The sequence below is a fragment of the Metallococcus carri genome, from assembly GCF_011440275.1.
GTDB classification, from domain to species: domain Bacteria; phylum Actinomycetota; class Actinomycetes; order Actinomycetales; family Dermatophilaceae; genus Metallococcus; species Metallococcus carri.
In genome coordinates this window covers 118977-141791 of sequence record NZ_JAAOIV010000010.1, presented here as the reverse complement: position 1 = coordinate 141791, position 22815 = coordinate 118977, and the positions used below count along the sequence as shown (strand labels likewise).

Sequence of the window (22815 nt, the reverse complement as noted above, 5' to 3'; positions counted from 1 at the left end):
ATTTCGCTGATGCGTATCGTGCGCCGCCCTTCCTACTCTTCGCGAGCCCGGATCCGGTCCGCGAGGGCCACGATCCCGGCGCGAACCGGAGCCCACCGACCCCCGCCGAACTTGCCCACCTGCTCCCGTTTCGCCAGCGCTGACACGACGGTCGCGACGGCTTCCGGGTCGGCCAGAACTGCAGCCGTCAGCGCCCGCCTATCGGCAGCACTCGTCTGGTCTCCACGCTGACCCGGCGACACCGGTGCTGGCTTCGCATCGGCATTCGAGGTGGCCCCCGCACCCTCGCCCCCACTCCCTCGCCGCGGCTGTTTCGGTACGTCGATCATGCGGATCTCGACCGCGGCTTCACGTGCACCGCGACGCACCACTGCGGCCTCGTTGCGGCACCTCGTCGAGCACCACACAGGTCGGCGACCACGCCCGTGGTAGATCACCGGTCCGCCGCAACGCGGACACTTCCGTATCGCCTCGTCGGTCATCGCGGCTCCTCCGTCACGTTGTCGAGCAGCCGGTCGCGATGCTCCTCCATCGCCCGTTGCCGTTCCGGGAACCGAGCCGCCCGCTCATCGAGCACCTTGTCGTGGTCGTCGAAGTCTTCGATGCGGATGCGCAGTTCCTTGCCGATCGAAATCAAGATCAGGAGCAGCTCAGGCAAGCTCGGCTGAACCTCGCCGTCCTCGATCGCCGCGACGGTCTCGACCGGCACCTGGGCGGCCGCGGCCACCTCGCTCAGATCGAGTCCGCGGGCCTTCCGTGCACGCCGCAGAAGGTTCCCTGCCAGCGACTCGATGTCGCGCGCAGTCGTCGGTCCAGCCACCCGTTCGAGCCCTTCCAACATCGCGATCGCCTCTCTGCAGACCCTTCCGTTTCGCATCATCGAAACGCACGCGCGCCGACAATGCAAGAGGTGTGTGGGACTTCGACTTTCGCGTTTCGAGAGGAGGTACGCAGCCTGCGAGGCTGACGCGCTGGCGTACATCGCCGTACGGCCCGAGAATCCGGCAAATCGAACGGCCTCCGCAGTAATCTGCGAACACTATGAATGCGCATCAGGGGGACGACGCTCGGCTTGCCGCCGAGGCACGGGCGCGGGTGTTGATCGATCGCCAGCTGACCGACGCCGGCTGGGTCGTCCAGGACAAGAAGGCGCTGAATCTGTTCGCCGCGCAGGGCGTCGCCTGCCGCGAGGTCACGATGAAGTCCGGGCACGGTCGCGCCGACTACCTGCTGTATGTCGACCAGCGCGTCGTCGGTGTGGTCGAGGCCAAGCCGCAGGGCACGACCCTCAGCGGCGTCGAGTGGCAATCAGCGATGTACGCCGAGGGTCTGCCTGCCGACGTACGACTGAAGGCACTCACCCGCGACGGTCGGTTGCCGTTCGTGTTCGAGGCGAGCGGTTCCGAAACCCACTTCACCAACGGCTACGACCCGGACGCGCGGTCGCGGCAGGTGTTCGCGTTTCCACAGCCGGCAACGCTCGCCCGGATCATCCGCGACGCCGAAGCCGACGATGAAGCACCGACCTGGCGGGCGAAGGTGCGCAACCTGCCCGGCCTCGACACGTCCGCGTTACGGCCAGCGCAGATCACCGCGATCACCGGCGTCGAGCAATCGCTGGCCGCGCAGCATTTCGACCGATCCCTGGTGCAGATGGCGACCGGCGCGGGCAAGACGTACACCGCGGTGACGCTGGCCTACCGGCTGCTGAAGTTCGGCGGGTTCCGGCGGATCCTGTTCCTGGTTGACCGCAACAACCTCGCCGACCAGACGATCGCCGAGTTCCAGAACTACCGCACACCCGGCGACGGCCGCCGCTTCACCGAGATCTACAACGTCGACAAGCTCACCCGCGCCGGCATGGCGGCCAGCAGCAACGTCGTCATCTCGACCATCCAGCGCGTCTACAAGGGGCTGCAGGGCGAGGACGTCAGCGCCGAGGACGACCCAGGCCTGGACGACTTCGTGCCCGACTCCCCCGTCACCGTCGCTTACAGCGCAACGCTGCCGCCGGAGACGTTCGACCTGGTCGTCGTCGACGAGGCACACCGATCCATCTACGGCGTGTGGCGCGGGGTGCTGGAGTACTTCGACGCCCACGTCGTCGGCCTCACCGCGACACCGGGCAAGCAGACGTTCGCGTTCTTCCGGCAGAACCTGGTCTCCGAGTACACCTACCCACAGTCGGTCGCGGACCGGGTGAACGTCGACTTCGACGTCTACCGGATCCGTACGGAGATCTCCGAACGCGGAGGACGGATCGACGCCGAGACCGTCGTGCCAAAGGTCGATCGACGCACCCGCAAACAGCGACTGGAAGCGCTGGACGAGGACCTGGAGTACACGAACAAGCAACTCGACCGCGCGGTCACTGCCAAGTCGCAGATCCGGCTCGTGCTTGAGACCTTCCGAGACCGCCTGTTCACCGAGATCTTCCCGGGCCGCTCGACCGTGCCAAAGACACTGATCTTCGCCAAGGACGACGCGCACGCCGAGGAGATCGTCACGACCGTCCGCGAGGTATTCGGCAAGGGCAACGACTTCGCCGCGAAGATCACCTACAACGCCCGCGACCCGAAGGGGCAGTTGCAGGCGTTCCGCACCTCCCCGAGCCTGCGCATCGCGGTGACCGTCGACATGATCGCCACCGGCACCGATGTGAAGCCGCTGGAGTGCGTGTTCTTCATGCGCGACGTGCGCTCGGCGCAGTACTTCGAGCAGATGAAGGGCCGCGGCGCCCGCACCATCGCTCCCGCCGACTTCCAGTCCGTCACGCCGGACGCGTCCGGCAAGGACCGGTTCGTCATCGTCGACGCCGTCGGCGTCACCGAGCACGACTTCGTCGACCCGCCGCTGAACCGCGAGAAGGGCGTCTCGCTCAAGAAGCTCCTCGACAAGGCCGCCACGCTCTCCCTGACCGAGGACGAAACCGCCACTCTCGCCTCACGATTGGCCAAGCTCGAGCTCGACCTCACCCCTGCCGAACGGGATGAGCTGGACGACGTCGCCGGCGGGGCTGTACGCGACATCGTGCGCGGGCTTGTCGACGCGGTTGACCCCGACGTCCAGGCGGCCGCGACCTCGTCGATTGAGCCGGGCGACGAGGGAGCCCGTGTCGAAATCATCCAGCAACTCCTGGATCAGGCAACGAAGCCTCTGGCTGCGAACCCCGAACTCCGCGCACGAATCCTCGAACTACGCGCCACCCACGACCGAGTCATCGACGAGGTCAACGCCGACACGCTCCTCTCGGCCAGCGGCGTCGTCGACACCAGCCGCGCCCGATCGGTCGTCGAGTCGTGGCAGGCGTATCTCGAGCAGCACCGGGACGAGATCACCGCCATCCAGTTGCTCGGCGAAGCCCGGGAACGGCGGATCAGCTTCACCGACATCCAGGAACTCGCCGACCGGATCAGCCGGCCACCGCACAACTGGACCACGGACTTCATCTGGGCTGCGTACGAAACCATCGACGTGGGCCGGGTGCGCCACAGCGACCGGCACACCCTCACCGACCTGGTGTCCCTGCTGCGCTATACCGTCGGCGTCGACGACGAACTCGTTCCGTACGCCGACCGCGTGCGTGAACGGTACGCCGCCTGGCTCGTCCAACAGGACCAAGCGGGCACGAAATTCACTGAGACACAAAGGTGGTGGCTGGACCGAATGGTCGAAGTGATTGCGAACTCCGCCGGCATCACCGCCGAAGACCTCGACGAAGCGCCGTTCACCGAGCGTGGCGGAGTGGACGGTGCCCTGCGCGACCTCGGCGACCAGGCAGCCGACCTGTTGGAGAACCTGAACGCGGAGCTCACGGCGTGAGCGAAGTGCCGGCTGGCTGGTCCGAATCAGCCCTGGGCGACGTCTGCGATGTGGTCTCAGGCGCTACCCCAAAGACGGGGGTGGCCGAATTCTGGGGCGGCGACATCGCGTGGCTGACCCCAGCCGACATGTCACGCGATCGATCGCAGACGCTCCACGGTGGAGAGCGAGGGCTGACTGAGGCTGGGCTCCGCTCCTGCAGTGCGCGGCTCGTCCCGCCGGGGTCTGTCATCGTCAGCTCTCGTGCACCCGTTGGCTATGTCGCCATCGCGGGCCGCGAGATGTGCACGAATCAGGGCTGCAAGACAGCCGTCCCACCTGAGTTCATTGAGCCTAAGTACCTCTATTGGCACATGCTGGCTGCGAAGCCCGATCTGGAGTCGCGTGCGAGTGGAACGACATTCAAGGAGATCTCGGCGAAGCGATTCGCAGAGACTCGCTTGCGTTGGCCCGACCGCTCGGAGCAGCGGAGGATCGTCGAAGTCCTCGAAGACCACCTCTCCCGTCTCGACGCAGCAGCGGATTATGTATCCGCCGCAACGGCTCGCCTGTCGAACCTTGATGAGGCCTCGCTCCGGCAGCAACTGGCACACGTCGCCTTCGAACAAGTTCCCTTCGGCGAGGCGCTGTCCATTCCGCTATCGAACGGGCGCTCCGTGCCAACCCGGGAGGGCGGGTTTCCGGTTCTCCGGCTGACAGCACTGCAACCGGCCGGCGTCGACCTGAGCGCACGGAAGGGAGGCGCTTGGTCTGAAGATGACGCGAGACCATTCCTCGTCGCAAAGGACGACTACCTAATTGCGCGCGGCAACGGCAGCATCCGCCTCGTCGGACGAGGATCCCTCGTCCGCAGCGATCCTGACCCAATTGCGTTCCCTGACACCGCAATTCGGGCGCGACCCAATGAGGCGACCCTGTCGACCGAATACCTGGACCTCGTGTGGAACTCCCGATCGGTGCGTCGCCAAATCGAGTCGATGGCCCGTACAACCGCAGGGATCTACAAGGTCAATCAGAAGCAGCTGGCGAGCGTGCTACTGCCAGTGCCTTCCCTTCGGGACCAGGCCGCGATAACCGAGCGACTGACTGAGTCGCGTGAACAAGCCGCGGGCTTGGCCAACTCCATCGCACTCGCGCAGAGGCGGACCTTGTCGCTCCGGCGCTCCATCCTGGCCGCAGCATTCTGCGGGAAGCTGACTGGACGCCATACCGACGACGAAGCGGTCGAGGAACTCGCGGAGGCCATGGCGTGAACGGCAAGCAGGTGAAGCTCTTCCTCGTCGACGGCACACCTGGCGGCCTGACCACGGCCGAGATCACCAACTGGACCGGCCATGTCCTCTCTGCGCGCCGCTCTGACCTGGCTGACTTGCTCCGTCGCGAAGAGGCCGAGCGCACCGGCGTCTATCTCCTGCTTGGCGAGGACGAGACCGCGGTCGGCGATACCCGCTGCTACATCGGCGAGGCCGACGTCGTCGCCACTCGGCTGCGTAGCCACGCCAAGGAGAAATCCTTCTGGAACCGGATCGTCGTGATCACCTCCAAGGACACCAACTTGACCAAGTCACACGGGAGGTACCTCGAGTCCCGACTGATCGAGTTGGCTGCCAAAGCCGGCCGCGTCACCCTTGAGAACGGCACCGCCCCACCGGTCTGCCGCCTCCCCGAGGCCGACGCGTCCGACATGGAGTATTTCCTCGGCCAACTCCAGATCGTGCTGCCTGTGTTGGGGGTCAACGCGATTCGCGTGCGCGCCACCCGGGCTGACGCCACACCCGCCGCGCCAAAGGAGTCGCCGATCTTCACGCTGAAGAGCGCACGCCAAGGCGTGGACGCGTCTGCCCAGCAGGTCGACGGCGAGTTCATCATGTTGAGTGGTTCAGTCGTCGTACCCGAGTGGCACGGGGTGGGCAAGGCGGCGAGCACCCAGAAGGCGTACGCAAGCTATCGCGCGCAGCACGAGGGGCTGTTGGCCGACGGATCGATCGTCGTCGAGAACGGCGCGGGCCGCGTCACCCGGGACATCGTCTTCTCCTCCCCCTCGACCGCTGGTGCGATCGCTTTGGGCCGCTCGTGCAACGGGCGTGTCGAATGGGTGTCCGCCGAGGGATCGTTCGGCGTGTGGGAGAGCCGAGGCGTCGAATGACCCCTTCGACCGCAGCCGCTAATCGCGATTGCCGGTGCCATGGCTTGGTCTGACATCAGCCCCGCCGTCAGGAGCATCCTCAACGCGGCCGTCGAGCGCCAATTGGTGGTCCAGGTTCGTGGCATCGCCTACTCGTGCTGGAGATGCGCTCTGTCCAACGAGGTCCCCCTACTCATTCATCTGAAGGGGTATGACCGGCCGGACGAGTACATGCGCACGGTCGCATCGGAACCGATCGTCGCGTACGCAAAGGACTTACTCACCCTCGTCGGCCATCCTGCGGCCACGTCCATCAAGCCTCGACGGAGTCGAACGGCGCAGCAGCGATACCTGTCGCTCGGCTGCCTGAAGTGCGACGCACTGTTCGGATCGTTCCCGCTCGAGGAGGAGGCAACGAGTGTGCTGGCCTCAGACGGCGTCCCCTCCCTTCCGATCCTGGCGGAACTGACACGCCCGGAGCTCGAGTGGCACGCCCTCGAACTCACATAATCCACCTCTTCGACGGCTGTAGAGTTGGGCGACCATATCCCCCGGGCCTCTCAACGATGCGCATCGGGGGATCTTCTCTTCGATGACCGCCGCACGGGACTTCGTCGGTGGTCGTCAGTAGATTGATGAGATCCGGTATCGGTAGGAGGTGGCGACGATGACCCGTGAGATCGAGATCCGGCTGATTGGCCACGCCAGCCCCGACGGCTCCTTGCCTGCCGCCGACGCCCTTGGCCTAATCGCCTCGTTCAAGGACATCACGTATCGCCTCACCCGAGCGGTCGCCGACCGCCCTGGCCTCGGACGAACCGACGCCACGCTCGAAAAGCTGGCGACGGTACAGGTTGCGTTCCGCCCTGGCAGCACCCGCGTCGTCTTCGTTGTCGGCGACGAGGCCGCCCTGGTCGATCCCGTGGCGAAAGGGGTCGACGAGGCATTTTGGTCGATCGTTAACGGCCTTGAGAAGAACCTCCGGCCACAAGACATCTCGGACACGGTTGCCGATTCAGTCGACGACCTCGTCGTCGCGCTCCGGAGAGCAGCCCCTCAAGCGGAGTTCGCTGTGCCCGGCCACCCGCCCGTACGCTTCCGCACCTCAGCGCTGAGTCGTGACCCTTGGCGAAGATCTGCGCACGAAGACGTTGGCGAGACGGTGCTGCATGGCCTGCTCGAGATGGTTGATCTGCATTCGTCTCGCTTCCGCCTACGCGACGTCGCCGGCAACGCGATCGACCTTCACCACGTGGCTGACGCGAAGCTGGCCGCTCACCTCGTTGGAGAGCAGGTCACCGTGACCGGCGTGCTCGCCGTCGGCCGCGGCACACAGCACCACCGCATGGACGGCGCAACCGTTGAGGCTACGAAGCCCATTGAGGAGCGGTTGGCCATCAGCCCAAGGCGACGTCTCGAGGTGCTGCTCTCCGAGGCCCGCTCGCACGCGGCCCCACCTCCCATGGACATCTCCGATGAGGAGCTTGCAGAGTTCTTGGCCGACATCCGTGGCTGACGATGTCGTCCTCGTGGACACCGACGTCTGGAGTTGCGTCGTCCTGACCCCTCGTGACCGAGATCCGCGCGTAGCCGGCTGGCGCCGCCTGATGCTTGGCAAGCAAGTCGTTATCTCGGCTCAGACAGAAGGCGAGATCCGATTCGGTGCCCTCTCCCGAGGCTGGGGGCCGGCCAAGATCGCCGACCTCAATGCGAACTTCGGCAGGACGCCGACTCTGCCTTTCACGCCGGAAACCGTCCTCGCGTTCGCGACCTTGCGTGACGCGTGCAAGCGCAGCGGCCATCCGCTCGCTGACAAGCAACACATGGGCGATGCGTGGGTCGCAGCGACAGCAATTGCACATGACCTGCCACTGCTGGCCGGCGACGGCATCTACAAGGACGCACCGAACATCCGCCTCCTGGAGGAGAGCAATGACTGACTCGCGCCGCTTGGTCGACAAGCTCTGGTCGTATTGCGACGTCCTGCGCGACGACGGCGTCGGTGTCATCGAATACACCGAACAACTGACCTACCTCCTGTTCCTCAAGATGGCGCACGAGCGCGCGACCCGGAAGCTGCGCCCGGAGCAGATCGTGCCCGAGGAATACTCGTGGCAGAAGCTGCTCGACGCCCAAGGTGACCAGCTCGAGTTCGAGTACACCCGCATCCTCGTCGGCCTCGCCCGCGAGGACGGTGTCATCGGCACGATCTTCCGCAAGGCGCAGAACCGCATCCAGGACCCGGCGAAGCTGCGCCGGCTCGTCGTCGACCTGATCGACAAGGAGAACTGGTCGCAGTCCGGCACCGATATCAAGGGCGACGCGTACGAGGAACTGCTGTCCAAGGGTGCGTCAGACAAGGGATCCGGGGCGGGTCAGTACTTCACGCCTCGGGCCCTAATCCAGGCGATCGTTGACGTCATCCGTCCCACCGTCGCCGACACGGTCGTCGACCCCGCCTGCGGCACGGGTGGGTTCCTTCTGGTTGCGCATGACCATGCTTCCCGTGGCGCCGAGTCGATGACGCCGACCCAGCGGGACCACCTGCGCGACAGTTTTGCTTCCGGTTACGAACTCGTGGACGGCACAGCGCGATTGGCCGCCATGAACCTCCTTCTGCACGGCATGGGCGCCTCGAATGGCGACTCGCTGATCGAGGTGCGTGACTCGCTCATTGCCGATCCGGGCCGACGCTGGTCGGTCGTACTCTCCAACCCACCGTTTGGGCGGAAGTCATCGCTGACGATGGTCGGCGCCGACGGCCGGGAGATCCGGGAAGACCGCGAAATCGAGCGCCAGGATTTTGTCGCGACAACCAGCAACAAGCAGCTCAACTTCGTCCAGCACATCGCGACGATCCTCGATACCAACGGACGCGCCGCAGTGGTGCTACCCGACAACGTGCTCTTCGAGGGCGGTGCCGGTGAGACGATCCGCCGCAAACTGCTAGCCGACTTCGACCTGCACACGATGCTGCGACTGCCGACCGGGATCTTCTACGCCCAGGGTGTGAAGGCCAACGTGCTGTTCTTCGACAAGAAGGTCGCCCGGCCAGGGCAGCCGTGGACCGAGCAGCTCTGGGTCTACGACCTGCGCACCAATAAGCACTTCACCCTCAAGCAGAACCCGCTGCGCCGGACCGACCTCGACGAGTTCGTTGCCGCATACACCGCGACTGAGCGGGTCGAGTCCGAGCGCTGGAAGTCGTTCACGTATGACGAGATCGTCGCCCGTGACAAGGCCAACCTCGACATCACCTGGTTGAAGGACGACTCTCTCGAAGACCTCGACAACCTGCCGTCACCGGACGTCATCGCCCGCGAGATCGTCGAGGACCTCACTGCTGCCCTGGCCGAGTTCGAGGCAGTAGCAACGGCTTTGGAGGAGCAGCTGCGCGGCTAGTTGATCTGGCCGTCAGCGATCCGCCGGATCCAATCGGGCACCGTCTGCCCGATCTTCGCGCTGGCAGCGACGTAGACCCGTGCCGCCGCCACCTTGTTCGCCCGGGACACGGCCGCGCGGGGACGCATGGGCACCAAGGTCGATTTCGAGCGGCCAATCATGTGTCCTCGCGACGGTCGAAGTCCACTCCATGATCTTTGTTCCCGGGTGTGACCGCCAGAGGCGCGATCTGACCCTTTGGGGAAGTGTGACGAACACTCCCAAGTCCCGCCGCCAGTTCGAATCCCTCGCCGACGCCGCCGATCGCACCGGCCTCAGCATCCGCACTTTCCGCAGGCGAATCGCCGCCGGGGAGCTGCCCGCCTACCGCAGCGGGACCCGGGTCCTGCGGGTCGATCCTGCCGACGTCGACCGACTCATGGTCCTGGTCCCGACCGCATAGCAGGCGCGGATGGCCGCGTGAATCGGCCTGGACGCGTTCTACCGCCCGGAACGAGGGCGTCCAGGCATAGGAGGAAGCGGGGAACGGCGGCTGATGATCGAGTCGAAGCCGAACGAGAGCGGACTGGACGAAGCTGCCAGCTGGACCGCGAGTATGCGCGGCGCGACGCGTCAGTACGCTGCGGCCTGTGTCGATCGACTGGGGAGACGCCCCGACCTGGGTGACGGCGGTGCCGACCGCTCTCGCGTTCTTGGTGGCTGCCTTCAGTTACAAGAGCAGCGTCAAGGACCGGCGGTCTGCGCAGGCGCGGCGGGTGTACGCCACAAGCACAGTACTGGGCTCCTACGGTGCGGGCGACCAGGTTCCGTCGAGCAACGTCGAAGGCGGTCCGGGCTCCCACTTCGGGTCTCTGCTCTCATATCTGACGCTTGGGTCGGACCATCGGGGAAACCAGATCTACCTCGCGCAGGTGAACATCATCGTCGTGACGGTCACCCTCCACAACGGAAGCGACGAGCCGATCAACGCCTGGCTAGTGCAGTTCGAGCGACCGACGGGCGGGAGCTTCCCCGCTGTTGGCGCGCCGTTAGGCGCCACCAACCCGGGCGAGAAGGCGACGTTCACCACAGCGGTCCCCACCGACCTACCAGCAAATTCGGTGCCCATCCTGATACCAGCCATCTACTTCAAGGATTCCGCCGACAGGTGGTGGATGCGCCGCGTTAACGAGTCGGTGCGAAGGGTGAAGAAGAACGTTCCCAGGGCGTAATTCGAAGCGCGGACGGGGAGCTGTCGCATCCGCAGCCGACGCGACCCCCAGGGAAGGTCCGGCTAACTCACCTACCTCGTCGTTTTCGCACGCCATGACGGTGGTGCCGTGCATGATGAGGGCGTGGACGCGCTCGAACTCACCGTGGACAGCGGACGTCCCGTCACCAGCGCGGGGCGGTTCTTCCAGCTGGGCCACGACCTGCTCGCGCTCCTGGATGAACTCTCCGAAACGCCTCTTGACTGGCGCATCACGAGGGTATGGACCGGCTCTGTCGGCGTGGCGGTCGCTCCCCCAGAGGACAAGGCGGACGAAGTGCGGGTACTCCGGTTGGTTGTGGCAGGTCTTGGCCTGGCCAACTCCGGCGAGCGCCCATCCGCCGACGAGTGGAGCCCCGACGCGGTCAAGGCTGCCCACCGCTTCGTGGAGGACGGCCGTGCGGCGGACAACGAAGCCGATTGGGTGCCGCCACAACTCGCCCTCGTGAGCGACAAGCCACGGCTTCGTTCCGTCGTCCAGCTCACGCCTGGCCTGAGCGAGAACCTTCAGCGCATGCAGCCCTTCGAGCGCAAGATGTTCGGGGCGGTGCGCGGAGAACTCGTCGGGCTCAACGTCTCCCGGGGTAACCGTGCGTCCCTTCGCCTCCCGAACAGGCGAATCGTGCGCGTCGGGTTCGACACGGTGCTGCGCGACGACCTCAAGAACGCCCTGTATGCCCAGGTCGAACTCAGCGGCGAGGTAAAGCAGGACGACGACGGGCGAGTGTTCCACATCAAGGCAGACGCGTTGCGCACGCTGGTCAAGGCGGACGTGCGCTGGGACCAGCTGTACGGGGCCGACCCAGACTTCATTGCTGGTGTTCCGGTCGATGAGTGGCTGAAGGTGCACCGTGGTGACGCCTAAGCGGCGGTTCTTGCTCGACGCGTCGGCGCTAATCGGCGTGGTTCTCGGGGAGCCTGAGTTCGCCTGCCTTGAGTCGCTGATCGACGCGATCCGACGTGACGAGGTGACCCTGGTCGAGTCGACGGCGATGCTGGTTGAGGCACGTCCGAGACACCGGAACGACACCCCCCAGCAAGCCGCCGCCCGGAAGACCGTGCGCGCGCTCTTAGAATCCCAGACCACGGAGCTGGTCGATGTCTCCGCGCCACTCGCGCGCAAGGCTGGCGAGCTGGCCAGTGAGCTCGGCATGGACACCTGGGACGCCGTGCACCTTGCAACGGCGATCCTCAGCAACGTGGACCACCTCATTGTCCGCGACGGCAGGTTTCCGCCAGGCAAGTTCGAGGGCGTTGAGGTCTCCGGACCGTTCGATATCGACGAGGGCAAACTCAAGTTCGACGGCGAGTAGGAACCTAGATGCAAGGCAACGCCGCGAGACGGCGTCGTCGATTGGCTCACTTCTTCGCGATCTTGGCGTCCCGCCCCCGCGCCGCATGCTGATAGCGATCGGCGGCGCCGGCACTGAGGTGACCCAGGCGGTCTTGAGTCTCTTTGCCCGTGGCACCCGCCCTCACAGCGAGCACCGCGCCGCTGTGCCGGAGGTCGTGGACCCGCATACTAGGTCGGCCGACGGCGTTGCGCGCCTTGATCCAGTGCCGTCGAACAGTGTTCGAGCCCACCTGACGACTCGGATCCTTGATCGCGTGGAACAGCAGACCGTCCGCCCCCGGCGCAGCAAACTGCTCGATCCGGGCGTCGCTGCCGCTCCCCGTGACCGCGGCAGCTCGGACATCTGGACTTAGAAGTAGTCCAGGTGGCAGACGATGTAGAGGTACTGCACGTCGCCGCTCGAGGGCAGGCCGGCTGTGGCGCCGGGCGGACGGTGAGCGTTCTGATAGTTGGACCACGCTCGCAGTTGCGACCGAAATCGCAGACATTCGGCGTCGGTCGGCGAGTCGTACTTCGCCGGTGAGCGTGGGGAAGGCGGGCCACCGAGGGCAAATCCGTCGCGATCGCGAGCAATGCACGGATCAATCGTGAGTCCGTATGGACCCGGGTAGGTCGAGCAACGCGTGGGCCTCGAGGTGGCAGAGGCCGATCTTGACCTCGTGCGCGTCGCCGTCGGCGGAGTGGCGGGCGGCGTCGTCGGCCGGCTACTCGTCACCACGTCGGTGGTTGGTTGCGCGGACGTCAAAGTCGGCGTCGCCGCGGGTTGAGAGCTGCCCGTCGACGAAGGACTCGCGGCGGTGTATGCACTGGACGACGATTCAGACATAGTGTCGTTCGAGCATCCCGTGACCGCCACTGCGAGAAGCAAGGCACATGAAGTGAGGGCCACGCCCCCCGATCGCGCTGGTCTCCCCATCCTCGGACTCTAGCGCCGCGAAGGGTGCACCACGTCAGCGAAGCCGGGTCGGGGAGGATGGGCGGTATGCCGGAGGAGCCGCTGCCGCACCCGATCACGGGTCAGCCATTCGGTTCTCCGGTGGCGCCAGGGGCGGGCTGGCCGGGCGACCCTGCGGACGCCAAAACCCCAGTCGCCGAAGACGCCGCGGACGTCGCCCACCTGGCCGCCGCTGCCTCGGACATCGCGGAGCTCGACGCCCGCATCACCGTCTGCCGCGCCTGCCCACGCCTCATCGCCTGGCGGGAGGACGTCGCCATACAGAAGCGGAAATCGTATGCCGCACAACCATATTGGGGACGACCCGCAGCAGGTTTCGGCGACGCACACCCGCAGACGCTCATCGTCGGGCTCGCCCCGGCGGCCCATGGGGCCAACCGCACCGGCCGGATGTTCACCGGCGACCGCTCCGGCGACTGGCTGTATGCCGCCCTCCACCGCGCCGGCTATGCCAACCAGCCCGACGCCACCCACGCTGGCGACGGCCTGCATCTCACCGGACTGCGCATCGTCGCCGCCGTGCGGTGCGCACCACCGGACAACAAGCCCACCACCCTCGAGAAGGCCACCTGCGCCCCCTGGCTGGACCGCGAGCTGCAGCTGGCCGCACCCACCCTGCGCTCGATCCTCGCGCTCGGCTCGATCGGGTGGGATGCCACACTCGCCGCCGCCCGCCGCCTCGGCTGGGACGTGCCCTCTCCCAAGCCCCGCTTCGGTCACGCGACGATCGCCGAAATCCGTTGCGGCACAAGGACAATCCGACTCGTCGGCAGCTACCACGTCAGTCAGCAGAACACCTTCACCGGCAAGCTCACCGAGCAGATGCTCGACGACGCCTTCGCTCTGCTACGACCCTGAACGCAAGAGCGAAAGTCTCCCAGTCGGCATACTGACAACGTTCAGAAATCCGACTCAGACTCGGCGGTTGTGAGCCTCACTGGCACCGCCCTTCCGGTCGTCCTGTTCCTGGCCGCGGTCATTCTCTTCGCGGCGTTGGTCTTCGGGCTGCCCCGCCTGCCCCGCGAGTGGCAGCGGGTCGTCCAGCGGGCCGTCGCCGCCGTCCTGCTCAATGTCACCGTGGTGACCCTCGCGGCCACCCTGCTCAACGACCAATACGCGTTCTACGTCAGTTGGTCGGACCTCTTGGGCGTGCGATCCGCGGTCACGACCGCCAAGGGCGGCGGCACCGCCCAGCAGGCAGCGAGCGCCTCGGTCCAGGGCGTCGGCCTGCGAAAGGACCACACGCCGGCGACCCTGCCGCCGCTGCCCTTCCCCGGAAGCCGCCTGCAGACCTACACCGTCACCGGTCCCCGCAGCGGCATCAGCACCAAGGTGATGGTCTATCTGCCCGAGGGGTACGACCCGAAACAACGCCGGACCTACCCGGTGATTCTCGCGTTGCACGGCTTCCCCGGCCACCCGCAGTCGCTCTTCGCCGGCGTCCACTTCGACCGACAGGTCGACGCCGCGGTGGCGATGCACAAACTCGCCGCACCCATCGTCGTCGTGCCCGAGATCAACTCCCCCGCCGATGTCGACACCGAATGCGTCAACGCCCCCGGCGGGCTGCAGACCGAGACCTGGCTCGCGGCCGACATACCGCAGTGGGTCGTCAGCCACTTTCGGGTGCAAACGGCGCGCACCTCCTGGGCCACCTTCGGCTACTCGTTCGGCGGCTGGTGCTCGGCGATGCTCGGCATCAAGCACCCGGACATCTTCGGCGGTTCGATCGTCATGCAGGGCTACTTCCGTCCCGACTTCGACGTGAGCTACGAGCCCTTCAAGCCCGGCTCGGCCGCGTGGAACGGCTACGACCTGGTGAAACTCGCCCGCCAGCGCCCGCCGGCACTCGCCCTGTGGGTGCTCGCCAGCAAACAGGACGGTCTGAGCTATCCGTCCACCGCCGCGCTGGTGAAATATGCCCGCCGGCCCCTGTCGATCACCGCGGTGCTGCTCAAGACCGGTGGCCACCGTGGCTCGGTGTGGGTGCCGCGCACCCCCGAAGCGCTGGACTGGCTCGGCCGCTCGCTACCCGGCTTCCAGTCCACCGCCCGCGCGACTCAGCCGCGCCTGGGCGGCAGCGGCACAAAGAAGGAGACCCTGCGCCGATAGTCGTCGTATGCCGGGTCGCCCGCTCGCATCCGTTCCGCGCGTCGCGCGCCGGTCGCGATCACCAGGAAGTAGGTCATGGCCAGCGGTGACGGCCAGGTCCACGCGCCCGGTTTCGCCGCCGCCGCAACGCCGTAGACACCGCTCCAGAAGCACGCGTCACCGAAATAGTTGGGGTGCCTTGACCAGGCCCACAACCCCTCGTCCATCACCGGCCCATGGTCGGCGCGCCGACGCCACCGCATCTTCTGCTCGTCGGCCAGCGCCTCCACCACGCCTCCCCCGAGCATTAGCGCTGCACCCACGCCGGTCAGCGCGCCACGGCGACCTCGAGGCGGCCCGCTCACCGCCGCCACCTGGATCGGCAGCGAGATGAACCACTGCGCAAACCCTTGTGTCACAAAGACTTTGACGATGCGTTCGCGCTCAGAGAGTCCGTCGAGCAGCTCGGCATACCGCGGGTCCTCGCCGCGGCCACGGGAGGCGCGCACCACATGCCACGCCAACCGGGCGCCCCACGCCGTCGTCCCCGCCGCGAGCAGGGCGCGTCGCGTGCGGTCGCCGCGCCCGAGGGCGAGCCCGCACCAGGAGACCGCGGCGAGCCCGGGACCCCATACGACGTCCACGACATTGGCTCGGCCGGTGACCCGGGATGCGGCATACGTCCCGGCTTGGAGCGCGGTGACCGCAGCGGCAGCCGCCGCAGTCACCGCGCCGAATCCCCTTGGCATTACTTGGATTTCGCGACCCGGATCAGCTTGCGGTTGACGAACTCGCCCATGCCGTCGGCCGCCAGCTCGCGACCGAAACCGGAGTTCTTCACGCCGCCGAAGGGCAGGCCCGGCAAGGTCGTGCCGTGCTCGTTGACATAGGCCATGCCGACGTCCAGCCGGTCGGCGACCTCGGCGGCCTTCTCCGGGTCGTCGCTCCACACCGATCCGGACAGGCCGTATGCCGACTCGTTCGCCTGCTTGATCGCCTCGTCGACATCGGTCATCCGGTAGACCATCGCGACCGGGCCGAAAAGTTCCTCCGACCAGGCCCTCATCTCGGGGGTGATGTCGGTGAGCACCGTCGGCGGGTAGAACGCACCCGGCCCGTCAGCGACCTTGCCGCCGGTGCGCACCGTGGCGCCCTTGTCGATCGCGTCCTGCACCTGCTCGGCGAGGGTGTCGCGCGCGGTCACCGAGGACATCGGACCCATCCGGGTCGCGGCGTCGGCCGGGTCACCCGTGGTGAGCTTCTCCACCTGCGCGGTCAGCTCGTCGACGAACTGGTCATAGATCGCGTCGGCGACGAACATCCGCTTCGGGGAGTTGCAGGCCTGACCGGAGTTCATCATCCGGCCCCGCGCGGCGGCCTTGGCGACGCCGGCCACGTCGGCGGCGTCGAGCACGATGAAGGGATCGGAGCCGCCGAGCTCGAGCACGGCCTTCTTGAGGTTCTCGCCGGCGAGTTTGGCCACGGCGGTGCCGGCCCGCTCGCTGCCGGTGAGTGAGACGCCCTGCACCCGCGGGTCGGCGATGGCCTGGGCGATCACGTCGTGCGGAGCAAAGACGTTGACATAGGCGCCCTTCGGCAGCCCGGCCTCGGTGAAGATCTGCTCCATCAGCAGCGCCGAGGCCGCACAGATCTCCGCGTGCTTGAGCAGGATCGTGTTGCCTAGCATCAGATTCGGCGCCGCGAAGCGGGCCACCTGGTAGTACGGGAAGTTCCAGGGCATCACCCCGAGCAGCACCCCGATCGGCTCCTTGCGCACCACGGAGCGCTGCGCCCCCTGGGCCGGCAACTCCTCATCGGCCAGCAGGCCGGGACCGTTGTCGGCATACCACTGGTAGATCATCGCCGACAGCTGCACCTCGCCGAGGGCTTCCTTGGTGGGCTTGCCCATCTCCTTGGTGGCCGCCGCCGCGAGCTCCTCCGCGCGCTCGCCATACAGCTGGGCCACCTTGGCCAGAATCGCCGCGCGGTCCTGTGGGGAGGTCGAGCGCCAGGTCTCGTATGCCGACTCCGCTCGCCCGATCGCGTCGTCCATGCCGGCCTTGTCCAGGTCGTCGAAGACCTGCTCGACCTCGCCCGTCGTGGGGTTCTCGGTGCGGTAATTGACCACGTCGACTCCTTCGTCGTTGGCTGCTTGGCTCCAACCTAAACGAGAGGTGATCCACGTCACGAGAAAGGTTCCCCTCGGCGCCTCGAACCTGGCAGGCTCGGACCCATGAAGAGCACGATGCAGGCGCCCCCGTTGCTGATCTCCACCCTGTTGAAATACGGCACCACCGTCCACGGCCGCTCCGAAGTGCGCACCTGGACCGGTAACGGTGCCCGGGTGACGACCTACGCGGAGGTCGGCAAGCAGGCCGCCCAGCTCGCAAATGCGTTGCGGCAGTTGGGGATTGACGGTGACCAGCGAGTGGCGACGTTCATGTGGAACAACGCCGAGCACCTCACCGCATATCTCGCCGTGCCCTCGATGGGCGCCGTCCTGCACGCGCTCAACATCCGACTCTTCGGCGAGCAGCTCGCCTACACCGCCAATCACGGCGGCAGCGAGATCGTCATCGTCGACAACACCCTCGCCGAGCCGTTCAGCAAGCTGCTCGGCCACCTGCCGAAGATCCGCCACGTCATCGTCAGCGGCGAGATCAGCGACGAGGTGCGCGACGCCCTCGCCGCCCCAGAGCACGTGGAGAAGGTGCACGACTACGCCGAGCTGCTGGCCGGTCAGCCGGACACCTTCGACTGGCCCGAGGACATCGACGAGAACGACGCCTCGTCGCTCTGCTACACCTCCGGCACGACCGGCAACCCCAAGGGCGTGGCCTACTCGCACCGGAGCAACTACATCCACGCGCTCAGCACCGGGCTCACGCTGGGCTTCACCGCCCACGACCGGCTGCTCATCGTCGTGCCGCTCTTTCACGCCAACGCCTGGGGTTTCCCCTATATCGCCATGCTGTCCGGCGCCTCGCTGGTGATGCCGGACCGCTACCTGCAGGCCGAACCGCTCGCGGCCATGATCCAGTCGGAGAAGGTCACCGGTGGTGCGGGCGTGCCAACCATCTGGAACGACCTGCTGCGCTATATCGACAGCAACGAGGTCGACACCTCCAGCGTGCGCCGGATGATGGTCGGTGGGTCCGCCGCGCCGATGTCGATGCTCAAGGCCTACCAGGACAAGCACAACATCGAGATCATCTCCGGCTGGGGGATGACCGAGACCTCGCCCGTCGGCTCGCTCGCGATCCCGCCGTCGTATGCCGAGCCCGGCACCGAGGAGTACTGGCGCTACCGCGTCGCGGCCGGCCGGTTGCTGCCCGGCTTCGAGGGTCGGCTCATCGGGCCGGACGGGAGCGAGCAGCCCAAGGACGGCGAGAGCGTCGGCGAACTTGAGGTGCGTGGCGCATGGATCACCGCGTCATACCTCAACACCGAATCCGACTCCGAAGCCGATGTTGCGGATCGAGCGAGCAAGTTCGCCGAGGGCGGCTGGTTCCGCACCGGCGACGTCGGGGCGGTGACCGCCGATGGCTTCCTCTACCTCACCGATCGCTCCAAGGACGTCATCAAGTCCGGCGGTGAGTGGATCAGCTCGGTCGAGCTGGAGAACGAGTTGATGGCCCACGAGGACGTCGTCGAGGCGTCGGTCGTCGGCATACCGGATGACAAGTGGGGCGAGCGCCCGCTCGCGAATGTCGTTGTGCGCGAAGGCGCGACGCTCACCCCTGAAGAACTGAGGACCTTCCTCGCCGACAAGATCGCCCGCTGGCAGCTGCCCGACAAGTGGGCCTTCATCGACGAGGTGCCCAAGACCAGCGTCGGCAAGTTCGACAAGAAGGTGCTGCGTCAGCGTTACGCCGACGGCGAGCTGGAGGTGCAGACCGCCGCGAAGGACTGACGGCGCCGGCCGTCGGTGGTTTCGACTCGCTCCGCTCGCTCAACCAACGAGGGGAGGGCGCTCGCTCAACCAACGAGGGGAGGGCGCTCGATCAACCAACGAGGTAGAAACCTTGAACCTGAATCCAGGTTCACCTACCGTCGGCATGGTGAAGCTCAAGGACTCCACTGCCATCGTCACCGGCGCCGCTGGCGGCATCGGTGCCGCCCTCGCGCGCCGCTTCCTGACGGAGGGCGCCCGGGTGGTCATCACCGACCTGGACGCGAGCCGTCTGCACACCCAGGCCGAGCGGCTGCGCGGTCGATACGGCCAGCGGGTCGCTGAGCTGGCCGGCAACGCGGCCGACACCCAGGTGATCGAGGCCCTGGTCGAACTCGCCGAGACCCGTTTCGGCCCGGTCGAGCTGTATGCCGCCAACGCCGGCGTCGGTGCCGGCCGCGGGCTGGAGTCCAGCGAGGACGACTGGCACCTCAGCCTCGAGGTCAACCTCATGGCTCATGTCCGTGCCGCGAAAGTCCTTGTGCCGCAATGGGTTGAGCGAGGCCGAGGCTACTTCCTCAGCACCGCGTCCGCGGCCGGGCTGCTGACCCAGATCGGTTCGCCGACCTATGCCGCGAGCAAGCACGCGGCCGTCGCCTTCTCGGAGTGGTTGTCGGTGACCTATGGCGACCGCGGGGTCCGGGTCAGCTGTCTGTGCCCGATGGGAGTCGACACCGACCTGCTGCGCTCCGGCGGCCACGACAGCGTGCAGATGCGCGCGGTGACGACAGCCGGCCGGGTGCTGACCACTGACGAGGTGGCCGAGGTCGTCATGGCCGGCATCGACGCCGAGCGCTTCCTGATCCTGCCGCACGCCGAGGTGCTCGACATGTGGCGCCAGAAGACCACCGATTACGACCGTTGGCTGCGCGGCATGCGGCGCTACCAGCAGACTCTGCTCGACGACCAAAAGGACTGAGACACAGTGGATTTCGCACCCGACGCGACGACCAAGGACTACCTCAAGCGCGTCAACGCGTTCATGGACGAGCGCGTCTACCCGGCCGAGGCGACCTACGAGGAACAGATGGCGAAGTCGGGCAACCCGCACTTCCAGCCGCCAATCCTGGAGGAGCTCAAGGCCGACGCGCGTGAGCGCGGGCTGTGGAACCTCTTCCACCCGCACAAGGAGTGGGGTCCGGGCCTGACCAACCTGCAGTACGCCCCGCTCGCCGAGGTCATGGGCCGCTCCATCCACATCGCGCCCGAGGCGATGAACTGCAGCGCTCCCGACACCGGCAACATGGAAGTGCTCACGCTCTTCGGCACCGACGAGCACAAGGAGAAGTGGCTGAAACCCTTGCTGGCCGGTGAGATTCGGTCGGCCTTCGCGATGACCGAGCCGGCCGTGGCGAGCTCAGACGCCCGCAATATCGAGCTGCGGATGGAGTCCGACGGCGACGAATATGTCCTCAACGGCCGCAAGTGGTGGACCTCCAACGCCCTGCACCAGAACTGCAAGGTGCTCATCGTCATGGGCAAGACCGATCCGGACGGCCCGCCGCACCGCCAGCAGTCGATGATGGTCGTCCCGCTCGACACCCCCGGCGTCACCGTGCTGCGCAACCTGCCGGTCTTCGGGTATGCCGACCGCGAGGGCCACGGCGAGGTCGTCTTCGAGGACGTCCGAGTGCCCAAGAGCGCGCTGCTCGCCGGCGAGGGGGACGGCTTCATGATCGCCCAATCCCGGCTCGGACCGGGGCGGATCCACCACTGCATGCGCGCCATCGGGGTCGCCGAACGCGCCCTCGACCTGATGATCGACCGGGCCGCCTCGCGCACCACCTTCGGTCAGCCGATCGCCTCCCGTGGCAACATCCAGGACTGGATCGCCGAGGCACGCATCGAGATCGAGCAGCTGCGCCTACTCACCCTCAAGGCCGCCTGGATGATGGACACCGTCGGCAACAAGGTGGCGCGCACCGAGATCGCCGCGATCAAGGTCGCCGCCCCGACCATGGCGCTGAAGATCATCGACCGCGCGATCCAGGTGCACGGTGGCGCTGGCGTCTCGAACGACTTCCCCCTCGCCCAGATGTATGCCGGGATGCGCACGCTGCGACTCGCCGACGGGCCCGACGAGGTGCACAAGATGACGATCGCGCGGTGGGAGCTGCAGCGGCGCGCCGAGAAGACCGGTGCCACCCGATGAGTGATATCGCCGTCGACCTCGACCGGCTCGCCGAATGGTCCGCAGGCCAAGGCCTCACGCTGCGAAAGCCCTTGTCCGCCAACCGAATCGGCATGGGCCAGTCCAACCTGACCTATCTGGTGACCGATGCCGACGGCACCCGCGTCGTGGTCCGCCGACCTCCGCGCGGCACGCTGCTGCAGTCGGCTCACGACGTCGGGCGTGAGTTCCGGATCATGTCCGCCCTGCAGGACACCCCGGTGCCGGTGCCCACGACCATCGGCACGGCTCAGCCCGGTGAGATCGAGGACGACGTGCCCGTCGTCGTCATGGGCTTCACCGAAGGCCTGGTGCTCAACGAACCGGGCGACACCGACGGGGTGCCCCTCGATGTGCGGCACGCGATCGGCATCGATATGGCGCGCACCCTCGCCAAGGTGCACGCGGTCGACCTGCAGCAGGTGGGCCTGGACGACCTGGCCAGCCACTCGCCCTACGGGCCACGCCAGCTGAAGCGGTGGACCACGCAACTCGAGGGCAGCCGCACCCGCGACCTGCCCGAGCTGGACCGGCTCACTCAGGTGTTGCAGGCCAATGTGCCGAGCGACGACACGATCACCTTGGTGCACGGCGATTTTCACCTGCGCAATGTGATCCTCGACCCGGACACCGGTGCGGTACGGGCGGCGGTGGACTGGGAGCTGTCGACACTCGGTGACCCCCTCGCCGACCTCGGCAGCCTGCTCGCGTACTGGCCGCAACGCGGTGACGGTCCGTCCTATCTGTTCGACGCGGCCGCCGAGCCCGGCTTCCCGAGCCGGGACGAGCTCACTGCGGCATACCTCGAGGCGAGCGGGCGGGACGGCGCCACCGTGCCCTTCTGGCACGCGCTCGGACTGTGGAAGATCGCGGTGATCATCGAGGGCGTGCGCAAGCGCGCCATGGACAATCCGTCCAACGCCGCCAAGGGCGGGCCACCGCCCGCGCAGATGGTCGACCTGCTGGTGCAGCGCGCCTGGCGGGTGGTGGACGAGGCGGGGTTGCGGGCATGACCGACCGCGCTCCCTCGCTCGTCGACGCCGCGCTGTTGCGCGAGCCGCCCGCGACCGCCCGGGGCATCCGCACCCGGGCCACCCTCGTCGCCGCGGCCCGCACGGTCTTCGAACGCGACGGCTTCCTCGCCGCCCGGCTCACCGATATCACCGCAGAGGCGCACTGCTCGATCGGCACCTTCTACACCTATTTCGCGAGCAAGGAGGAGGTCTTCGCCGCGGTCCTGCAAGAGGCACAGGACGACATGATGCACCCGGGGATGCCGCACGTCGAGGACAGCGACGAGCACCCGGAGCAGTTGCTCGCCGCGAGCCACCGCGCCTACCTCACGGCATACAAGCGCAATGCCAAGCTGATGCAACTGCTGGAGCAGGTGGCCACCATCGACCCGCAGTTCGCCCGGCTGCGACGCCGCCGGGCGCGGGCCTTCATCGACCGCAACGCCCGGCATATCGCCGCGCTGCAGGAGCGCGGGATGGTCGACCCGACCCTCGACCCGCAACTCACCTCGGCCTGCCTGTCGGCGATGGTCAGCCGGATGGCCTATCACGTCTTCGTGTTGGGTGATCGCTACACGATGAACGACCTGGTCGACACACTCACCCGGGTGTGGGTCGGCGCCCTGCGCCTGTCGCCGCCTCCGTCGGCGTAGCGTCGAGATCCCACCGAGCAGAACAGGAG

General features: G+C 66.9%; 24 protein-coding genes. 19 read left to right on the top strand and 5 right to left on the bottom strand.

Annotation, left to right across the window (positions count from 1 at the left end; translation table 11 throughout):
- Nucleotides 1–478: 478 nt before the first annotated feature.
- The gene (locus G9U51_RS13665) at nt 479–841 is read right to left on the bottom strand and encodes a helix-turn-helix transcriptional regulator (protein WP_235946138.1); all 363 of its coding nucleotides are present in this window, start codon (nt 839–841) and stop codon (nt 479–481) included.
- A gap of 200 nt (nt 842–1041) precedes the next feature.
- On the opposite strand from G9U51_RS13665, the gene G9U51_RS13660 reads away from it, so the two are divergent.
- The 7 genes from G9U51_RS13660 (at nt 1042) to G9U51_RS13625 (ending at nt 9349) form a co-directional block, all read left to right on the top strand.
- Nucleotides 1042–3822 carry a type I restriction endonuclease subunit R gene (locus G9U51_RS13660; protein ID WP_171715582.1) on the top strand — a complete coding sequence of 927 codons (2781 nt, stop codon included), beginning with the start codon at nt 1042–1044 and terminating at the stop codon, nt 3820–3822.
- Nucleotides 3819–5075: a restriction endonuclease subunit S gene (locus G9U51_RS13650; protein ID WP_166197476.1), complete on the top strand. Its 1257-nt coding sequence runs from the start codon at nt 3819–3821 to the stop codon at nt 5073–5075. Before G9U51_RS13660 ends, G9U51_RS13650 begins: the two co-directional genes overlap by 4 nt.
- Complete coding sequence (locus G9U51_RS17910; RefSeq protein ID WP_166197475.1) at nt 5072–5968, top strand: GIY-YIG nuclease family protein; 897 nt, start codon at nt 5072–5074, stop codon at nt 5966–5968. The genes G9U51_RS13650 and G9U51_RS17910 overlap by 4 nt, the downstream gene beginning before the upstream one ends.
- Before the next feature lie 39 nt (nt 5969–6007).
- Nucleotides 6008–6457, top strand: coding sequence for a hypothetical protein (locus G9U51_RS13640; RefSeq protein ID WP_166197474.1), 450 nt, complete (start codon nt 6008–6010; stop codon nt 6455–6457).
- Nucleotides 6458–6614: 157 nt separating this feature from the next.
- The gene (locus tag G9U51_RS13635) at nt 6615–7463 is read left to right on the top strand and encodes a hypothetical protein (RefSeq protein ID WP_166197473.1); all 849 of its coding nucleotides are present in this window, start codon (nt 6615–6617) and stop codon (nt 7461–7463) included.
- A gap of 13 nt (nt 7464–7476) precedes the next feature.
- Nucleotides 7477–7887 carry a PIN domain-containing protein gene (locus G9U51_RS13630; protein WP_166197472.1) on the top strand — a complete coding sequence of 137 codons (411 nt, stop codon included), beginning with the start codon at nt 7477–7479 and terminating at the stop codon, nt 7885–7887.
- Nucleotides 7880–9349, top strand: a complete 1470-nt coding sequence (locus G9U51_RS13625) for a type I restriction-modification system subunit M (RefSeq protein ID WP_166197471.1) — start codon at nt 7880–7882, stop codon at nt 9347–9349. Before G9U51_RS13630 ends, G9U51_RS13625 begins: the two co-directional genes overlap by 8 nt.
- Here G9U51_RS13625 and G9U51_RS17675 read toward each other — a convergent pair.
- Nucleotides 9346–9477: a hypothetical protein gene (locus tag G9U51_RS17675; RefSeq protein ID WP_268921535.1), complete on the bottom strand. Its 132-nt coding sequence runs from the start codon at nt 9475–9477 to the stop codon at nt 9346–9348. The two genes, G9U51_RS13625 and G9U51_RS17675, sit on opposite strands and share 4 nt — an antisense overlap.
- 119 nt (nt 9478–9596) lie before the next feature.
- Here G9U51_RS17675 and G9U51_RS13620 point away from each other — a divergent pair, with 119 nt between their 5' ends.
- The 4 genes from G9U51_RS13620 (at nt 9597) to G9U51_RS13605 (ending at nt 11911) form a co-directional block, all read left to right on the top strand.
- Nucleotides 9597–9791, top strand: a complete 195-nt coding sequence (locus G9U51_RS13620; RefSeq protein WP_328823476.1) for a helix-turn-helix transcriptional regulator — start codon at nt 9597–9599, stop codon at nt 9789–9791.
- 187 nt (nt 9792–9978) lie between these two features.
- On the top strand, nt 9979–10560 hold the full coding sequence (locus G9U51_RS13615; protein WP_166197469.1) for a hypothetical protein: 582 nt from the start codon (nt 9979–9981) through the stop codon (nt 10558–10560).
- Between the two features lie 123 nt (nt 10561–10683).
- Nucleotides 10684–11463 (top strand): hypothetical protein, encoded by a 780-nt coding sequence (locus G9U51_RS13610; protein ID WP_166197468.1) that lies wholly within the window; start codon nt 10684–10686, stop codon nt 11461–11463.
- Nucleotides 11450–11911, top strand: a complete 462-nt coding sequence (locus tag G9U51_RS13605; RefSeq protein WP_166197467.1) for a type II toxin-antitoxin system VapC family toxin — start codon at nt 11450–11452, stop codon at nt 11909–11911. The genes G9U51_RS13610 and G9U51_RS13605 overlap by 14 nt, the downstream gene beginning before the upstream one ends.
- Before the next feature lie 46 nt (nt 11912–11957).
- Here the strand turns inward: G9U51_RS13605 and G9U51_RS13600 are convergent, their stop codons facing one another.
- Nucleotides 11958–12440 (bottom strand): tyrosine-type recombinase/integrase, encoded by a 483-nt coding sequence (locus tag G9U51_RS13600; RefSeq protein ID WP_166197466.1) that lies wholly within the window; start codon nt 12438–12440, stop codon nt 11958–11960.
- Between the two features lie 135 nt (nt 12441–12575).
- Between G9U51_RS13600 and G9U51_RS13595 the strand changes: the two genes are divergently transcribed.
- The 3 genes from G9U51_RS13595 to G9U51_RS13585 all read left to right on the top strand — a co-directional run bounded on the left by G9U51_RS13595 (nt 12576) and on the right by G9U51_RS13585 (nt 15019).
- Nucleotides 12576–12719, top strand: a complete 144-nt coding sequence (locus G9U51_RS13595; protein ID WP_166197465.1) for a hypothetical protein — start codon at nt 12576–12578, stop codon at nt 12717–12719.
- A 215-nt stretch (nt 12720–12934) separates the two neighbouring features.
- Nucleotides 12935–13765, top strand: coding sequence for a uracil-DNA glycosylase (locus tag G9U51_RS13590; protein WP_166197464.1), 831 nt, complete (start codon nt 12935–12937; stop codon nt 13763–13765).
- Nucleotides 13766–13834: 69 nt separating this feature from the next.
- On the top strand, nt 13835–15019 hold the full coding sequence (locus G9U51_RS13585) for an alpha/beta hydrolase (protein ID WP_166197463.1): 1185 nt from the start codon (nt 13835–13837) through the stop codon (nt 15017–15019).
- Here the strand turns inward: G9U51_RS13585 and G9U51_RS13580 are convergent.
- The gene (locus G9U51_RS13580; RefSeq protein ID WP_166197462.1) at nt 14968–15747 is read right to left on the bottom strand and encodes a DUF1295 domain-containing protein; all 780 of its coding nucleotides are present in this window, start codon (nt 15745–15747) and stop codon (nt 14968–14970) included. The two genes, G9U51_RS13585 and G9U51_RS13580, sit on opposite strands and share 52 nt — an antisense overlap.
- Nucleotides 15747–17126, bottom strand: a complete 1380-nt coding sequence (locus G9U51_RS13575) for an NAD-dependent succinate-semialdehyde dehydrogenase (RefSeq protein WP_166197461.1) — start codon at nt 17124–17126, stop codon at nt 15747–15749. The genes G9U51_RS13580 and G9U51_RS13575 overlap by 1 nt, the downstream gene beginning before the upstream one ends.
- Nucleotides 17127–17231: 105 nt before the next feature.
- Here G9U51_RS13575 and G9U51_RS13570 point away from each other — a divergent pair, with 105 nt between their 5' ends.
- From G9U51_RS13570 to G9U51_RS13550, 5 genes are all read left to right on the top strand, one after another.
- The gene (locus tag G9U51_RS13570; protein ID WP_166197460.1) at nt 17232–18911 is read left to right on the top strand and encodes a long-chain fatty acid--CoA ligase; all 1680 of its coding nucleotides are present in this window, start codon (nt 17232–17234) and stop codon (nt 18909–18911) included.
- A gap of 148 nt (nt 18912–19059) precedes the next feature.
- A complete protein-coding gene (locus G9U51_RS13565; RefSeq protein WP_166197459.1) occupies nt 19060–19869 on the top strand; it encodes an SDR family oxidoreductase in 810 nt (269 codons plus the stop codon).
- A 6-nt stretch (nt 19870–19875) separates the two neighbouring features.
- Nucleotides 19876–21102 (top strand): acyl-CoA dehydrogenase family protein, encoded by a 1227-nt coding sequence (locus G9U51_RS13560; protein WP_166197458.1) that lies wholly within the window; start codon nt 19876–19878, stop codon nt 21100–21102.
- A complete protein-coding gene (locus tag G9U51_RS13555; protein WP_166197457.1) occupies nt 21099–22133 on the top strand; it encodes a phosphotransferase family protein in 1035 nt (344 codons plus the stop codon). The genes G9U51_RS13560 and G9U51_RS13555 overlap by 4 nt, the downstream gene beginning before the upstream one ends.
- Complete coding sequence (locus G9U51_RS13550) at nt 22130–22786, top strand: TetR/AcrR family transcriptional regulator (protein ID WP_166197456.1); 657 nt, start codon at nt 22130–22132, stop codon at nt 22784–22786. Before G9U51_RS13555 ends, G9U51_RS13550 begins: the two co-directional genes overlap by 4 nt.
- The last annotated feature ends 29 nt before the right edge of the window (nt 22787–22815 follow it).

Bases quoted from the DNA above. Each gene is read 5' to 3' on its own strand.
- G9U51_RS17675 (WP_268921535.1), bottom strand. From the start codon at position 9,477: ATGCGTCCCCGCGCGGCCGTGTCCCGGGCGAACAAGGTGGCGGCGGCA.
- G9U51_RS13580 (WP_166197462.1), bottom strand. From the start codon at position 15,747: ATGCCAAGGGGATTCGGCGCGGTGACTGCGGCGGCTGCCGCTGCGGTC.
- G9U51_RS13555 (WP_166197457.1), top strand. From the start codon at position 21,099: ATGAGTGATATCGCCGTCGACCTCGACCGGCTCGCCGAATGGTCCGCA.
- G9U51_RS13665 (WP_235946138.1), bottom strand. From the start codon at position 841: ATGTTGGAAGGGCTCGAACGGGTGGCTGGACCGACGACTGCGCGCGAC.
- G9U51_RS13640 (WP_166197474.1), top strand. From the start codon at position 6,008: ATGGCTTGGTCTGACATCAGCCCCGCCGTCAGGAGCATCCTCAACGCG.
- G9U51_RS13660 (WP_171715582.1), top strand. From the start codon at position 1,042: ATGAATGCGCATCAGGGGGACGACGCTCGGCTTGCCGCCGAGGCACGG.
- G9U51_RS13625 (WP_166197471.1), top strand. From the start codon at position 7,880: ATGACTGACTCGCGCCGCTTGGTCGACAAGCTCTGGTCGTATTGCGAC.
- G9U51_RS13635 (WP_166197473.1), top strand. From the start codon at position 6,615: ATGACCCGTGAGATCGAGATCCGGCTGATTGGCCACGCCAGCCCCGAC.
- G9U51_RS13550 (WP_166197456.1), top strand. From the start codon at position 22,130: ATGACCGACCGCGCTCCCTCGCTCGTCGACGCCGCGCTGTTGCGCGAG.
- G9U51_RS13600 (WP_166197466.1), bottom strand. From the start codon at position 12,440: ATGTCTGCGATTTCGGTCGCAACTGCGAGCGTGGTCCAACTATCAGAA.
- G9U51_RS13590 (WP_166197464.1), top strand. From the start codon at position 12,935: ATGCCGGAGGAGCCGCTGCCGCACCCGATCACGGGTCAGCCATTCGGT.
- G9U51_RS13570 (WP_166197460.1), top strand. From the start codon at position 17,232: ATGAAGAGCACGATGCAGGCGCCCCCGTTGCTGATCTCCACCCTGTTG.